At 72.3% G+C, this 14,183-nt stretch carries 9 protein-coding genes; 8 read left to right on the forward strand and 1 reads right to left on the reverse strand.

The genetic code is table 11. The features are described 5' to 3' along the window. Positions 1–5: 5 nt before the first annotated feature. Complete coding sequence (locus tag ACIP8Z_RS08055; protein WP_402080195.1) at positions 6–1,070, reverse strand: substrate-binding domain-containing protein; 1,065 nt, start codon at positions 1,068–1,070, stop codon at positions 6–8. Positions 1,071–1,280: 210 nt separating this feature from the next. Between ACIP8Z_RS08055 and ACIP8Z_RS08060 the strand changes: the two genes are divergently transcribed. The 8 genes from ACIP8Z_RS08060 to asnB all read left to right on the forward strand — a co-directional run bounded on the left by ACIP8Z_RS08060 (position 1,281) and on the right by asnB (position 14,173). Then, a complete protein-coding gene (locus ACIP8Z_RS08060; protein WP_402080198.1) occupies positions 1,281–3,734 on the forward strand; it encodes a polysaccharide lyase 8 family protein in 2,454 nt (817 codons plus the stop codon). A gap of 101 nt (positions 3,735–3,835) precedes the next feature. Beyond that, a complete protein-coding gene (locus ACIP8Z_RS08065; protein WP_402080200.1) occupies positions 3,836–4,621 on the forward strand; it encodes a heparin lyase I family protein in 786 nt (261 codons plus the stop codon). A gap of 576 nt (positions 4,622–5,197) precedes the next feature. After that, positions 5,198–6,676 carry a sugar transferase gene (locus ACIP8Z_RS08070; protein WP_402080202.1) on the forward strand — a complete coding sequence of 493 codons (1,479 nt, stop codon included), beginning with the start codon at positions 5,198–5,200 and terminating at the stop codon, positions 6,674–6,676. Positions 6,677–6,749: 73 nt separating this feature from the next. Next, positions 6,750–8,066, forward strand: coding sequence for a nucleotide sugar dehydrogenase (locus ACIP8Z_RS08075; protein ID WP_402080204.1), 1,317 nt, complete (start codon positions 6,750–6,752; stop codon positions 8,064–8,066). A 1-nt stretch (position 8,067) separates the two neighbouring features. Next, positions 8,068–9,321 carry a glycosyltransferase family 4 protein gene (locus ACIP8Z_RS08080; protein WP_402080207.1) on the forward strand — a complete coding sequence of 418 codons (1,254 nt, stop codon included), beginning with the start codon at positions 8,068–8,070 and terminating at the stop codon, positions 9,319–9,321. After that, the gene (locus ACIP8Z_RS08085) at positions 9,318–10,715 is read left to right on the forward strand and encodes a Wzz/FepE/Etk N-terminal domain-containing protein (protein WP_402080210.1); all 1,398 of its coding nucleotides are present in this window, start codon (positions 9,318–9,320) and stop codon (positions 10,713–10,715) included. The genes ACIP8Z_RS08080 and ACIP8Z_RS08085 overlap by 4 nt, the downstream gene beginning before the upstream one ends. Then, positions 10,712–12,235, forward strand: coding sequence for a Wzz/FepE/Etk N-terminal domain-containing protein (locus ACIP8Z_RS08090; protein ID WP_402080213.1), 1,524 nt, complete (start codon positions 10,712–10,714; stop codon positions 12,233–12,235). The genes ACIP8Z_RS08085 and ACIP8Z_RS08090 overlap by 4 nt, the downstream gene beginning before the upstream one ends. Positions 12,236–12,238: 3 nt before the next feature. After that, positions 12,239–14,173, forward strand: coding sequence for an asparagine synthase (glutamine-hydrolyzing) (asnB, locus tag ACIP8Z_RS08095; RefSeq protein WP_402080215.1), 1,935 nt, complete (start codon positions 12,239–12,241; stop codon positions 14,171–14,173). Positions 14,174–14,183 lie beyond the last annotated feature (10 nt).

Consider the following 14,183-nt stretch of genomic DNA (forward strand, 5'->3'; position numbering starts at 1 on the left):
TCCGCTCAGCCGCCGCTGGACGAACGCACCCGCAGTCGCGGAAGGACGAAGAGCCGGTGCCGGGGAGCGTCCGGCTGCTCGATCCTGCGCACCAGCAACTCCACGGCGGACGCGCCGACTTCATGCTTCGCCGGGGCGATGGCGCTCAGCGGGATGTCGGCGAGTCCCGCCACCTCGTCGTCGTACGCCACGATCGCGACGTCGCCGGGGACCTGGACGGATCGCGCGCGCAGCCTCCTCAGCAGCGCGAGCGCGTGGTTGTCGGGATGGGCGATGACCGCGTCGACACGCCCGTCCGCCACGGCGTCCAGCAGTTCCTCGACCGGGTCGTCGTACTCCGGGCTCCCGGGGCCCGCGTCGCCGGTGTCCAGGACGGACGCCGGAAGCGGGGCTTCGAGCCCGGTCGCGCGGACGCCCGCCTCGAAGCCCTCGATGATCCACTGTGCGGTCGGGCTCGTGCCGCGCACGAGCAGCGCGAGCCGCGTGCGGCCGGCCTCCGCGAGGTGCCGCACGGCCAGGCGCGCCCCGTGGACGTGGTCGGACACGACGTGGTCGAGGCCGGCCATCTCGTCCGACTCGGGCCGGCGCTCCACGATCACGACGGGGACGGGCAGGTGCTCGTACCAGCCGCGCGGCCCGGTCGGCACGACGAGGAGCCCGTCGACGCCGTCGCCGATCATCCGTTCGGCCTGGGCGCGTTCCTCGTCCGCGTCGTACCCCGAGATGTCGAGGACCAGCCGGGCGTTCCGGGCGGCGGCGGCCTCGCGGGCGCCCTTGATCACCTCGGGGTAGTAGTAGTCGGCGGACGGCACGATCAGGCCGATGACGCGCTCCCGGCCGCGGGCCGGTGCGGCGGGGTCCGCGTCGGCGCGTGCGGTCTCCGCCCAGGTCTCGGGCAGCATGGCCCCGCCGTGCACCCGGGCGACCAGGCCGCGGTCGGCGAGGATCTCCACGTCGCGGCGGATCGTGACCGGGGAGACTCCCAGCTCGGCGGCGAAGTCGCTGACCCGGAGGGAGCCCTCCTCGCGCAGCCTGCGCAGGATCGCCTGATGCCTGTGTTCCGCGTGCACTTCCCCGCTCCCCTCGAACGACGGCCCAGTTCAGAAGCAGTGTAGCCACCTTGCGATCGATCCTGTCCGTTTCTTGTCGAATGGACAATCGATGGCGGTTCCTGTTCAAAGCGTTGCTCTCTTGGCCTTCTGCGTGTTAGAAACCCCACGCTTACGAGCCAGCGACAGCGCCGAGGCAACGACGCGCTCCTCCCGTAAAGGTCGTCTCCCATGCCATCTCCCTGGCCTCGCCGCACCTTCCTCCACGCCGCCGGCGGGGGCGCGCTCGCCCTCGGTCTCGGCGGAGCCCTCGCGCAGCCGTCCGGCGCCGCCGAAGTCCCCGCGAGCGCGGGGACGTTCGCCACCACGTCCGACCCGGCGTCCGACGCGGAATTCGACGCGCTGCGCGGCAGGTGGCGCGACCTCATCCTCGGTACGGGCTTCAGCCCGACCGCGGAACCGTTCCGGAGCATCCTCAGCACCCTCGGCACGACCGCCGCCGGCTACCTGGCGACCATGGCCCCGGCGAGCGGTTCGCTCTGGCCCGGCCGATCCTGGGCCGACCCGGAGCCCGACCTCGACGCCGAGTCCTACGCCTTCTCGGCGACCATGAACGACGGTTACAACCGGCTGCGGACCATGGCCGAGGCCTACTCCCAGCCGGGGACCGGACTGACCGGGGACAGCGCGCTCCGGGACGCCGTCCTCACCGGCCTCGACCACCTCTACGCCGAGGTCTACAACGAGCGCACGACGCGGTACGGCAATTGGTACAACTGGCAGATCGGCGCCCCTCAGGCGCTCATGGACACCTGTGTGCTGATGTACGACCACCTGTCGGCGGCGCGGATCGCCGCCTACTGCCGGGCCGTGGACGCGTTCGTGCCGGATTCGGTCTTCGCCTCGTACACCGGGACCAGCACCGGCGCCAACCGGGTCGACCTGTGCCGCGGCGTCGTCCTGCGCGGCATCGTCGGCAAGGACCCGGCCAAGATCACGCTGGCGTCCCAGGCACTGGCCCCGGTCTTCCCCTACGTCACCTCGGGCGACGGCTTCTACGCCGACGGATCGTTCGTCCAGCACCGCAACGTCCCCTACATCGGCGGCTACGGCGCGGTGCTGCACGACGGCGTGGGTCGGCTGCTCGCCCTGCTGCGCGGATCGAGCTGGGAGGTGACCGGCCCGGACACCCAGCTCTTCCTCGACACGATCGAGAAGGCCGTCGCGCCGTTCATCTACAACGGCCTGATCATGGACAACGTCAGCAGCCGGGGCATCAGCCGCATCGGCACCAACGAGCACCAGCGCGCCCACGGCCTGATGGCCACCATCCTGCTGGTCGGCCAGGGGGCGAGCCCCGAGGAGAACGCCCGCTGGCGGGCGATGGTCAAGGGCTGGCTGCAGCGCGACTACTACTACCCGGCGCTCAAGAACCCCGGCCTCAGCCTGATCAGGGCGTCGCTGCTGCAGGAGCTGCGGGACGACACCTCCGTGACGGCCGCCCCCGAGCCCGTCGAGCACCGGCTGTTCCCCAGCATGGCCCGGGCCACGCACCGGCGCCGCGACTGGGCCGCCTCCTTCTCCATGGCCTCGAACCGCATCGCCCACTACGAGTTCGGCAACGGCGAGCACGCCCGCGGCTACCACACCGGCGCCGGATGGCTCTCCTGGTGGGGCGACGACTTCGGTCTCGAGCAGTACTCGGACGCGTACTGGCCGACCGTCGACCCGTACCGCCTGCCCGGCATCACGGCCTCGCGCAAGCCGCTCGCCGACGGCGAGGGCGGCAACTGGGGGCAGCCCATGCCGGACGCGGCCTGGGTCGGCGGCACGACCGACGGCGAGTACGCCGCCATCGGCCAGCACCTCAAGGGGCTGTCCAGCACCCTGGACGCGAGGAAGTCCTGGTTCTGCCTCGACGACGCCATCGTCTGCCTCGGCGCCGGCATCACCGCCACGGACGGCCACGCCGTCGAGACGACCGTCGACAACCGCGCCCTCGGAGCCACGGGGGCCCCGGCGCTCACGGTCGACGGCCGGCCGCAGCCCGTGGCCCAGGGCTGGACGGCCACCTTCGGCGACGCCCGGTGGGCCCACATCGCCGGGCAGGCGGGCTATGTCTTCCCCGGCGGCGCCACGCTCGGCGCGGTGCGCGAGGAGCGCACCGGCTCCTGGCGGGACATCAACACCGGCGGCTCCCCCGACCCGGTCACCCGCCGCTACCTGACCCTCTTCACCGACCACGGCGTCGACCCGGCCGGCGGCGACTACGCCTACGTCCTGCTGCCGGGAGCGAGCGCCGAGGCCACCGCCCGCCGCGCCCACGACCGGGGATGGCTGCGGATCCTCGCCAACTCCGGTACGCGGCAGGGCGTTCGCGTGCCGAGGCTGGGCCTCACCGCGGTGAACTTCTGGAGCCCGGGCACCGTCGAGAGGCTCCGGGCGAGCGCCCCCGCCTCCGTGCTCGTACGGGAGCACCGCAACGGCACGGCGACCCTCGTCGTCTCGGACCCCGCGCGGCGGGCCACTTCGCTGGACATCGTCTGGAACCGCAGGGTGACCAAGGTGCTCTCCACGCCCGCCACGGTCACCGCCGCCACGACCGGCTCCTCGCTGAGGCTCGCCTTCGGCGACCTCACCGGGCAGGCCGGCGCACCCCAGAAGGTCACGGTCCGCCTCGGCTGACCAAGCCGGGGCCGGAGGCGTGCGCCTGGGCCGTATCACCCCCGGCACAGCCCAGGCGCACGCCTTTCGCGACATCCCGCCCCTCTCCCCCGGAGGAATTCATGCACCACGGCGACACCCGAGTCGTCCCCCACGTCTCCCCCTCGGTCACCCACCGCTCCCCCGCCGATCGACGGGCACCGCGCCGTCGGCGCCGGTGGCCGCCGGCCGCGACGGCACTCGCCGCGGTGGTCCCGCTCGCCCTGGCGACCCCCGCGCACGCCGCGGTGGAGTGGGACGGCGACGCGGACAACGGCGGCACCGCCGTGTTCGACGCGGTCCTCTGCGACTCCCCGTCGTACGTCTACCAGCCCGACTGGGGCGACGGCCGCGGGAAGATCTTCGGCTTCACCAAGGCGGTGGGCTCCGAACGGTGCGAGGGACACGGCATCGCCGGCCACACCCTCACGTCCGGCCGGACGTACTGGTTCGGCTGGGAGTCGATGACCAAGACCGGCAACGCCCAGACCGTCTTCCAGTGGAAGTCGTGGGGCACCGGCGCCGAGCACGACCAGAACTACCCGGTGATCATGAAGGTCGAGGACAGCCGTCTGAAGATCTGGTACGTCGCCCCGGGCGAGCAGTGGATACCCATCGGCAACGTCGCCTGGACGCCCGGGACTTGGAACAAGATCGAGCTGGGCATCGACGCCCGTCCCGCCACGAGCGGTTCCGTACTCCTGTACGTGAACGGCCAGTCGGTCGCGGACCACCGGAACGCGCGAACCTGGGATCTCAAGGGCAACGCCCCCCGCTGGGGCTCGTACGGCTCCACCATCACCGATGTCGAGTCGGTCCACTGGGTCGACGGCCTGAAGATGGGCACGTCACGGGCCGACGTCGACTGAAACCCACGAACGAAGGGCGCCCGGCCCAACAGGGGGGAGCACAGGGGCACTCAGGCGCGAACAAGCTAAAGAACAAGCCAAGCATGACCCGGCCGGAAGCTCAGGATCGGCGCGGAATCGGCGCCGTCGACAGCGCGCAGTGATCCCGTCGTCACAGGTCACGCGGCATGTGACCGTCGTCAACGCGGTCGCGGGCCGTCACCCTTCGGTGACTTGACCTTCAAAGGTTCAGCACAAATTGCATACATCCCCTCTCCAGGCGGGCCCCGATGCTCTAGATTGACCATGCTTCACAGCTCGGACACCAGGCGACAAATCATGATCTTTCGATCCAGCGTCGGGGACGGACTTCCACGCCGTCCCCGGTCGCCTGAGATGAGCGTGTTCGCGTAACGCTGCAACACCGTTACGTCATGCGCGGGGTGGGCGGGGACCCACCCTGATGTGAGGAACAGCGCGGCGCGGGAGGCGGGGGCCTCCCGAGGGGAGGAGCGGCGCGGGGGGCGGGGGTGCCTCCCGGGGGGAGGAACCGTGTGGAGCCAACACGTCGAGCCCACTGACGCCCTGGGGGGGTCTGTGCAGCAGGGTGAGTTAGTCAGTCCATTTCCGTCGGCGCCCGGGCGCCTGGAGAACGGGTCGATCAGCAGGACCACGATCGACTGGGAGCAGCGGTACCGCCGGGCCGTGATCACCACTGACACCGTGGCCACCGCCTTCGTGGTGGCGGCGATCGGTGGCTTCTTCGGGGGCCGGGACGCGGCCAACTGGCACGAGAAGTGGAGGATCCTGGCCTTCGCCACCGAGCTCCTCGTGCTCGCGGCGCTCGCGGTCAGCCGGTCCTGGTCCCCGGCCGTACTCGGCCAGGGCGCCGAGGAGTTCCGCCGGCTCGGACGCTCGCTGTGCACGGCGGCCGTCGTCCTCGCACTGGTCGGGATCGCCCTGACCTCGCGCAACATCAAGCTCTGGATCTTCGTCGCGATACCGGTGATCGCGCTCGTCACCATGACCGAGCGCTATCTGCTCCGCCTCTGGCTGCACAAACAGAGGAAGGAAGGACGGTGTCTGCGCCCGGTGCTCGCCGCCGGGAGCCCGGCCACCGTGCGCGATCTGATCACCCGGACCCGTAAGTTCCCGCACCTCGGCTGGCGCGTGGAGGCGGTGTGCACGGCGGACAGTTCCGGGCTCGACGTCGACCAGGTGGACGGGGTGCCGGTCGTCGGTGAGCTCGCCGACGTCGCGGGCCATGTACGCCGCAACGGCTACCGGGTCGTCGCGGTCACCCCCGATCCGCACTGGTCACCGGACCGGCTGCAGCGGCTGGCCTGGAACCTCGAGGGCAGCGACGCCGAGATGGTCGTGGCGCCCGTGCTCATGGAGGTGGCCGGCCCGCGGCTGCACGTCGACGCGGTGCTCGGCATCCCGCTGCTGCGGGTCAGCATGCCGACGTTCACGGGCGGCCGGCGGGCGGTCAAGGAGGTCGTCGACCGGATGGGCGCGGCGGTCCTGCTGATGCTGTTCGCGCCGCTGATGCTGCTGGTCGCGCTGCTCGTCCTGGTGGACAGCCGGGGTGGGGCGGTCTACCGCCAGCGCAGGGTCGGCAAGGACGGCCGCGAGTTCACCATCCTCAAGTTCCGCACCATGGTCGTCGGGGCCGACGCGGCACGCGCCGAGCTGGCCCACCGCAACGAGGGCGCGGGACTGCTGTTCAAGCTCCGCCGCGATCCGCGGGTGACCCGGGTGGGAACGGTGCTGCGCCGGTACTCGCTCGACGAACTGCCGCAGCTGTTCAACGTGCTCACCGGCTCCATGTCGCTGGTCGGCCCGCGGCCTCCGCTGCCGGAGGAGTCCGCCGCGTACGGCCCGGACATCCGGCGGCGTCTCCTCGTGAAGCCCGGCCTCACCGGCCTGTGGCAGATCAGCGGACGCAGCGACCTGTCGTGGGAGGAGGCGGTCCGGCTGGATCTGCGGTACGTGGAGGACTGGTCGCTCGCCCTGGACACGGTGATCTTGTGGAAGACGCTGCGTGCGGTGATCCACGGCAAGGGGGCCTACTGATGCGCGGGGGGCGTCGTCCGGTCGGCTCGGGGACGGCAGGCCACAAGGGCCTGCCCAGGGGGAGGAACAGGGCATGAGAGTCAGCGTTTTCGGGCTCGGCTACGTGGGCTGCGTGTCGGCCGCGTGCCTGGCCAGCCTCGGTCACGAGGTCATCGGAGTGGACGTGAACCAGGTGAAGGTCGACCTGGTCAACGACGGCAAGGCCCCCGTGGTCGAGGAGCGGATCGGCGAGCTCATCGCCGACGTCGTGCGGGCCGGGACGTTGCGCGCCACCCAGGACGTCCACGAGGCGATCATGAACAGCGATGTGTCGCTGATCTGCGTGGGCACGCCGTCGGAGCCCAACGGCAGTCTGTGCACCACGTACCTGAAGCGGGTCACCGAGGAGATCGGTGCCGCGGTGGCCGAGCGGGGCGGGCGGCAGACCGTCGTGTTCCGCAGCACCATGCTTCCGGGCACCTGCCTGAACCTGCTCGTACCGATCCTGGAGAAGTTCGCCGGCGGCACGGCCGGGGTGGACTTCGGGGTCGCGGTCAACCCGGAGTTCCTGCGCGAGGGCACGAGCGTGCGGGACTTCTTCGACCCGCCGAAGACCGTCATCGGCGAGCTCGACCCGGCGAGCGGCGACGTCGTGGCGGCGCTGTACGACGGGCTGCCCGGCGAGGTGTTCCGGGTGCCGGTCCCGACGGCCGAGGCCATCAAGTACGCGGACAACGCCTTCCACGGCCTCAAGATCGGATTCGCCAACGAACTGGGCGCGGTGTGCCAGGCGCTCGGGGTGGACTCGCACCAGGTGATGGACGTCTTCCTGGCCGACCGCAAGCTGAACATCAGCCCCGCCTATCTGCGGCCCGGCTTCGCCTTCGGCGGCTCCTGCCTCCCCAAGGACCTGCGCAGCCTGGTCCACGCGGCGCGGCGGCACGACGTCTCGGTGCCGATCCTCGCCCATGTGCTGCCCTCCAACGCCGACCATCTGCAGCGCGCGGTGGAGCTGGTCGAACGCACCGGCAAGCGCCGGGTGGGCATGTTCGGCCTCTCCTTCAAACCCGGCACCGACGACCTCCGCGAGAGCCCGCTCGTCGAGCTGGCTGAGCGGCTCTTCGGCAAGGGGTACGACCTGCGGATCTACGACCCCAACGTGAACCTCTCCCGGCTGCTCGGCGCGAACCGCGAGTACATCGAGACCCGGCTGCCGCACCTCGCGCAGCTGCTCGCGGACTCCGTCGACGAGGTGCTCGACCATGCCGAGGTGTGCCTGGTCGGGACCGGGGATCCGGCCGTCCTGTCGGCGCTGCCCCATGGCGACGGCCCGGTGATCGTCGATCTCATCCACCTTCCCGACGCCGACGCGCGCCGGGCCGAACCGGGGTACGTGGGCCTTGCTTGGTGACATGACCGGGGGCGCCGGGCCGGCCCGGCGCGCGCTCGTCCTGGTGGAGAACCTGTCGGTGCCGTTCGACCGGCGGGTGTGGCAGGAGTGCACGACGCTGCGCGACGCGGGCTGGGAGGTGCACGTCATCTGCCCCCGCGGCGAGAAGCGGGACACGGAACCGGAGGCGGTGATCGACGGGGTGCGGATCCACCGCTACCCCCTGCGCGCCGCCACCGGCGGTCCGGCCGGCTATCTGCGGGAGTACGGGACGGCGTTGTGGCACACGCTCCGGCTGGCCCGCGCGGTCGGACCGGTCGACGTGGTCCACGCCTGCAATCCGCCGGACCTGCTGTTCCTGCCGGCCCGGTGGCTGAAGCGGCGCGGGGCCCGGTTCGTCTTCGACCAGCACGATCTGGTGCCCGAGCTGTACCTGTCCCGGTTCGACCGCGGGGAGGACCTGCTCTACCGCGCCGTGTGCGCGCTGGAACGGATGACGTACCGGGCCGCGGACGTCGTGCTCGCCACGAACGAGAGCTACCGGGACGTCGCGCTGCGCCGTGGCGGGCGGCGGCCCGAGGACGTCTTCGTGGTGCGCAGCGCGCCCGACGTCGACCGGTTCCACCCGGTGCCGCCCGAGCCGGAACTGAAGCGCGGCAAGCCCCACCTGCTGTGCTACCTCGGTGTCATGGGGCCGCAGGACGGCGTCGACTACGCCTTGCGGGCCCTCGCGAAGCTGCGCGACGAGCTCGGGCGTACCGACTGGCACGCGGTGTTCGTCGGCGCCGGCGACGCCTTCGACGCGATGGTCGAGCTGTCGCGGCGGCTCGGGCTCTCGGAGCAGGTGGAGTTCACCGGCCGTATCCCGGACACCGACTTGGCGCGCTACCTGTCCACCGCGGACGTGTGCCTCTCCCCCGACCCGCGCAATCCGCTCAACGACGTGTCGACGATGAACAAGGTCCTCGAGTACATGGTGATGGGCCGGCCCATCGTCTCGTTCGACCTCCGGGAGGCCCGGGTCTCCGCCGGTGACGCCGCCGTGTACGCGCCCGCCAACGACGAGGCCGCGTTCGCCGGGCTCGTCGCGCGGCTCCTCGACGACCCGGAGGAGCGCGCCCGGATGGGCAAGATCGGCCAGGAACGCATCGGCGGGCAGCTCGCCTGGCGGCACTCGCAGCAGTCGCTGCTGGCCGCCTACGACGCCGCTTGCCGTGATCACACCCCCGTGTCGGTGAACGGCCCGGTCCGGACGGGGAGAAGGCCGCGCCGTTGAGCGATGACACCATACGTCTGGTCACGATCGGACGGATCCTCCGTCGGCGTGGGCGGCTTCTCACCATCCTGGCCGTGGTGGGCGCGCTCGTCGGCTACGGCGCCTCCCTGTTGATTCCGCCGCGCTACACGACGTCGGCGTCGGTGCTGCTGCCCGGGGCGTGGGAGGAGCGCGAGCTGCTGACCCAGGCGGAGATCGCGACCAGTTCGGTGGTGGTCGACCGCGCGGCCGCCGCGCTCGGCTGGTCCGGGGTCGACGGCATCGAGCTGCGGGACCGGGTGAGCGCCAAGGCAGCCGACGGGAACATCATCAAGATCTCGGGCACGGCCGAGACCCCGGAGCGCGCGCAGCGCCTGTCCGACACGGTCGCCCGGCAGTTCGTCGCCTTCGCCGCGCAGATCACGGGCGCCACCACCGACCCCGAGGCGGCGGCGCAGCCCGAGGCACTGCGGCAGCTGGTGGTGAAGACCACCCGCCGCATCGACGAGCTGGCCGCCGAGGCCGGTCCGGGGCAGAGCGTGGAGAGCGTGCAGACCCGCACCGAGCTCGCGAAGCTGCGCACCGCGCTGCAGGAGGCCGTGGACAAGCTGGACAAGGCCGAAACGACGACCGACCGGCCCGACATGGTCGTCATGGGACCGGCGACCCGGCCGGCCGGCGAGGCGCCGCCGACGAGGACGCAGCTCATCGTCGGCGGGGCGCTGCTGTTCGTCCTGTTCGCGGTCATCGGTCATCTCGCCGCCGCGCGGGTGGGCCGCCGGCCGCGCACCGGGGCGGACATCACCGCGGCCCTGGGCTCGACGCTGCTCGGCGCCGTCGACGTACCGGGTGAACGGGCCGCGGACCGGCCGAAGGGCGGTGGCCCCCGGGCCCTGTTCCGCCGGCTGCTCGGCATCGACGTCCGATGGGACATGCCGTCCCCGGGAGCCTCCGGCGACGACGAGAGCAGGCGGATCCGCTACCGGCGGGTGTGCGCCCGCCTCCGGGACCGGCTGCCGGCCCCCCGGCGGCTGCTCGTCGTCGTCCCGGACGGCGACGAGATCGCCCGCCGGGCCGCCGGACAGCTCGTCGCCGAGGCCGGGAACGACTCCTCCCCGGACTCTTCGGGCGGCGGACTGCTCGTGCTGCACGTCGTGGGGGTCTCGGTGTCCCGGCCGATGGTGCCGGACCGCGCGGGCGAGTCCGGTGCCCTCGTCGTGGTCAGCGCGGGCAGCTGGACCGCGGGGGAACTCGCCGGGATCGCCGAGGCGTGCGCCGACGCCGGGCACGAGGTCGTCGGCACCGTCCTCGCCGGCACGGTCTGGGCCCGTCCGACCCGCTCCTCCGGCCGTTCTCGCCGTGCCACCACCCCGGTGCTCGCGGCGAGCGGCGACGCGACCGGGGGTGGGAAGTGACGACGCGTACGACGCCGGAGTCGTCGGCCACCGCTCCCCTGCTCGACCTCCAGGTCCTGGTGGTGGCGGTCCGCAGGCGACGCCGCCTCTGGGGCTCCATGACCCTCCTCGGGCTGCTCCTCGGCGTGGCGATGGCCGTGCTGCTGCTGCCGCCGCCCACCGCGACGACCAAACTCCTGGTGGCCCATCAGGAGGACCAGCCGAACGACCCCGGCACCCTGATCCGGACCGACGCCGCGCTGCTGCAGACCACCCGGATCGCCGACCGGGCACTGCGGTCCCTCGGCTCCCGGGAGAAGCCCGAGGAGTTCATGAAGGACTACGAGGGTGTCGGCCTGACCAACAACCTGCTGCGGATCGATGTGACGGGTGACAGCGACGCGGAGGCCGTGGCCCGCGCCCAGGCGCTCGCCGACGCGTTCGTCGCCGACCACGTCCGGCGGATCAGGGAAACGGCGGAGGCCGAGGCCAAGGCCCTGCTCGACCAGCGTGACCGGCTGCGGGCCGACCTCGCCCAGGTCGACAAGGCCATCGGAGAGGGCTCGTCGGAGAGCGGACCGAAGGTGTCGGCCGACAGGGAGTCGCTCTTCGCCCGCCGGGCCGAACTCACCTCCCAGATATCCGACTTCGGCCGGCGCGCCGCGGAAGCGCGGATCGGCACGCCCCGGCTCGTCTCCGGCACCCAGATCGTGGACGCCCCGCGCGCGGTGCGGCACTCCCTGCCCAGGACCGCCGCCACCAACGCCGCGATCGGGCTCGCCCTGGGGCTCGCCCTCGGCCTCGCGGTGGCCGCGGTCGGCGCGGTGGTGGCGGACCGCCCCGTGCTGCGCCGGGAGATCGCGGCGAACCTGGGCGCCTCCGTCATCGCCGAACTGCCCCGCCGTTCCCCCCGGTTGTGGCAGCGCCGACGGGTCCGGGCGGCCCGGACCCGGCTCACGGCGTCCCTGGCACGCACGGTGCGCGGTTCCGCGGGACCGGTGTCCCTGCTCGAACTGGGCTCCGCGCGCGCCACCACCGGGATCACCCTGGACCTCGCCGAAGCACTCGCGGCGGACGGACCCGTGGCCGTCATCGACGGCCTGCCCGGCCTCCCGCTCACCCACCTCCGCCCGAAGCCGGGAGCCCTCACCGTGGTCAGCCCCGAGCGGGCCGCGTCCGTCCCGCACCAGCAACGCCGCCTCGGTGTCGGCTCGGTGGCACCCGGTACGGCGTGGACCGACCTCCAGCACCTCGGCACCCGGACGGTCCTCGTCGTACGCGCCGGGCACGGCAGCGCCGCATGGCTGCACACCGTGGCGCGGCACCTCGCGGACCAGCGCATCGAGGTGATCGGTGTGGTGCTGATCGACCCCGATCCGGGCGACCGGACCGACGGCACGCTGTGGGACGGGCCGCACGCCGCGCCGCGCGGCGAGGGCGAGCGGCCGGCCCGGCGGAACGGGACAGGACGGCGAGGGGCGGAGCGGCTGCCGATGTGGGCGGCACGGGTCCCCGACAGCGACGACCAAGAGGGGCGGTAGGACATGTGTGGCATCGCGGGCACGTACCGATGGCCGGACGGGAAGATCGTGACCGACCGGCTCACCGACACCCTCGCCCACCGGGGCCCGGACGGGGCGGGCCGGTACAGCCATCGCGCCGGTGACGGCGAGGTGCACCTCGGGCACCGACGGCTGGCGATCATCGACCTGTCGGAGACCGGCGCCCAGCCGATGGTCTCCGACGGCCTCGTCCTGACGTACAACGGCGAGCTGTACAACGCGCCCGAGCTGCGGGCCGAGCTGGCGGCCGGCGGGGTGCGCTTCCGCGGTACGTCCGACACCGAGGTGCTCCTCGAGGCCTGGCGGCGCTGGGGGACGGACTGTCTGCCCCGGCTGCGCGGCATGTTCGCGTTCGGGATCTTCGACGAGCGCACCGGGGAACTCGTGCTCGCCCGCGACCAGCTCGGCATCAAGCCGCTCTTCCTGCTCCGGCGCGGAGAGGGCCTGGTGTTCGCCTCCGAGCTGAAGGCGCTGTCCGCCGCCACCGGCGGATCGCTCGAGGTGGACGACGCGGCGCTGGTGGCCTCGCTGCTGTACTACTGGGTGCCGGACTCGCGGTGCGCGTTCCGCGAGGCGGAGAAGCTGCCGCCGGGGAGCTGGCTCCGGTGCCGGCCCGACGGCCGGGTGGAGCGCGGCCGGTTCTGGCACCTCCGGGACGTCGCCGCCGAGGGCCGCGAGCGTGCCCTGAGCGGCGAGCTGCCGGATGTCGCCGCCGCCGTCGAGGAGTCGACCCGGCGCCATCTGCTCTCCGACGTCCCCGTGGCGACGTTCCTGTCCGGCGGTCTCGACTCCAGTTATCTGACCGCGCTCGCGGCCCGGGACCGGCCCGGGATCTCCGCCTACACGATCGGGTTCCGCGCCGAGGACGCCAGGTTCGAGGCGATGCCGGACGACCTCCGCTACGCGCGTCAGGTGGCCGAGCGGTTCGGCGTCGACCTGCACGAGATCGAGATCGCTCCGGACGTGCTGGATCTGCTGCCGCGGATGACGTACCACCTGGACGAGCCGATCGGCGATCCCGCCGCGATCAACACGTTCCTGATCTGCTCGGCCGCCCGGGAGGCCGGGGTCAAGGTGATGCTCTCGGGGATGGGCGCGGACGAGCTGTTCGCCGGCTACCGCAAGCACCTGGCCAACCTGATCGCGCTGCGCTACCAGCGCGTCCCGGGCCCGCTGCGGCGCGGCCTGTCCGCGGCGGTGGACCGGCTGCCGGTCGCCTCGGCGCGCCGGGGCTACCGTTCGGTGCGCTTCGCGAAGCGGTTCCTCTCCTTCGCGGACCTGCCGGAGGAGACCGCGTTCCGGCGCAGCTACACCATGTACGACCAGGACGATCTGCTCGCCCTGGTCAATCCGGACCTGGCCGGGACGGTCGGGGACGTGCTGACCGAGCACGCGGACGTCTACGAGGACAACGAGCTCGACGACTTCGTCAACCGCATGTGCCTGGGCGACGCCCGGATGTTCCTGCCGGGCCTGAACCTCGCGTACACGGACCGGTCGAGCATGGCCGCGTCGACCGAGGTACGGGTGCCGTACGTGGACGTCGAGGTGGTCAGGGCGGCGTTCGCCGTGCCCGGCGACCGCAAGATCGTCGGACGGCAGGGGAAGGCCGTGCTCAAGGAGGCGGCCACCTCGGTCCTGCCCCGGGAGATCGTGTACCGGCCCAAGGGCCTGTTCAGCGCCCCGCTGCGCGCCTGGATGAGCCGGGACCTGGCACCGCTGGTGCGCGAGGTGGTGAACGACGGCGTGCTCGTGCGGAACGGCTTCCTGCGCCGCGACGCGCTGGCGCGGATGGTCGCCGAGGACGCGGCCGGGCAGCGGGACTTCTCCAAGCATCTCTGGCATGTGCTGACCCTCGAGTACTGGTATCGCGGCGCGACCTCAGGGTCCGGCCGGGATACGCACGAGAAGGCTTAGAAACAAGGGG

The sequence above is a fragment of the Streptomyces sp. NPDC088553 genome (assembly GCF_044752965.1).
Classification (GTDB): Bacteria; Actinomycetota; Actinomycetes; order Streptomycetales; family Streptomycetaceae; genus Streptomyces.

Excerpts from the sequence above, each read along its gene's own strand:
- ACIP8Z_RS08075 (WP_402080204.1), top strand. The coding sequence starts at position 6,750 with ATGAGAGTCAGCGTTTTCGGGCTCGGCTACGTGGGCTGCGTGTCGGCC.
- ACIP8Z_RS08060 (WP_402080198.1), top strand. The coding sequence starts at position 1,281 with ATGCCATCTCCCTGGCCTCGCCGCACCTTCCTCCACGCCGCCGGCGGG.
- ACIP8Z_RS08065 (WP_402080200.1), top strand. The coding sequence starts at position 3,836 with ATGCACCACGGCGACACCCGAGTCGTCCCCCACGTCTCCCCCTCGGTC.
- asnB (WP_402080215.1), top strand. The coding sequence starts at position 12,239 with ATGTGTGGCATCGCGGGCACGTACCGATGGCCGGACGGGAAGATCGTG.
- ACIP8Z_RS08080 (WP_402080207.1), top strand. The coding sequence starts at position 8,068 with ATGACCGGGGGCGCCGGGCCGGCCCGGCGCGCGCTCGTCCTGGTGGAG.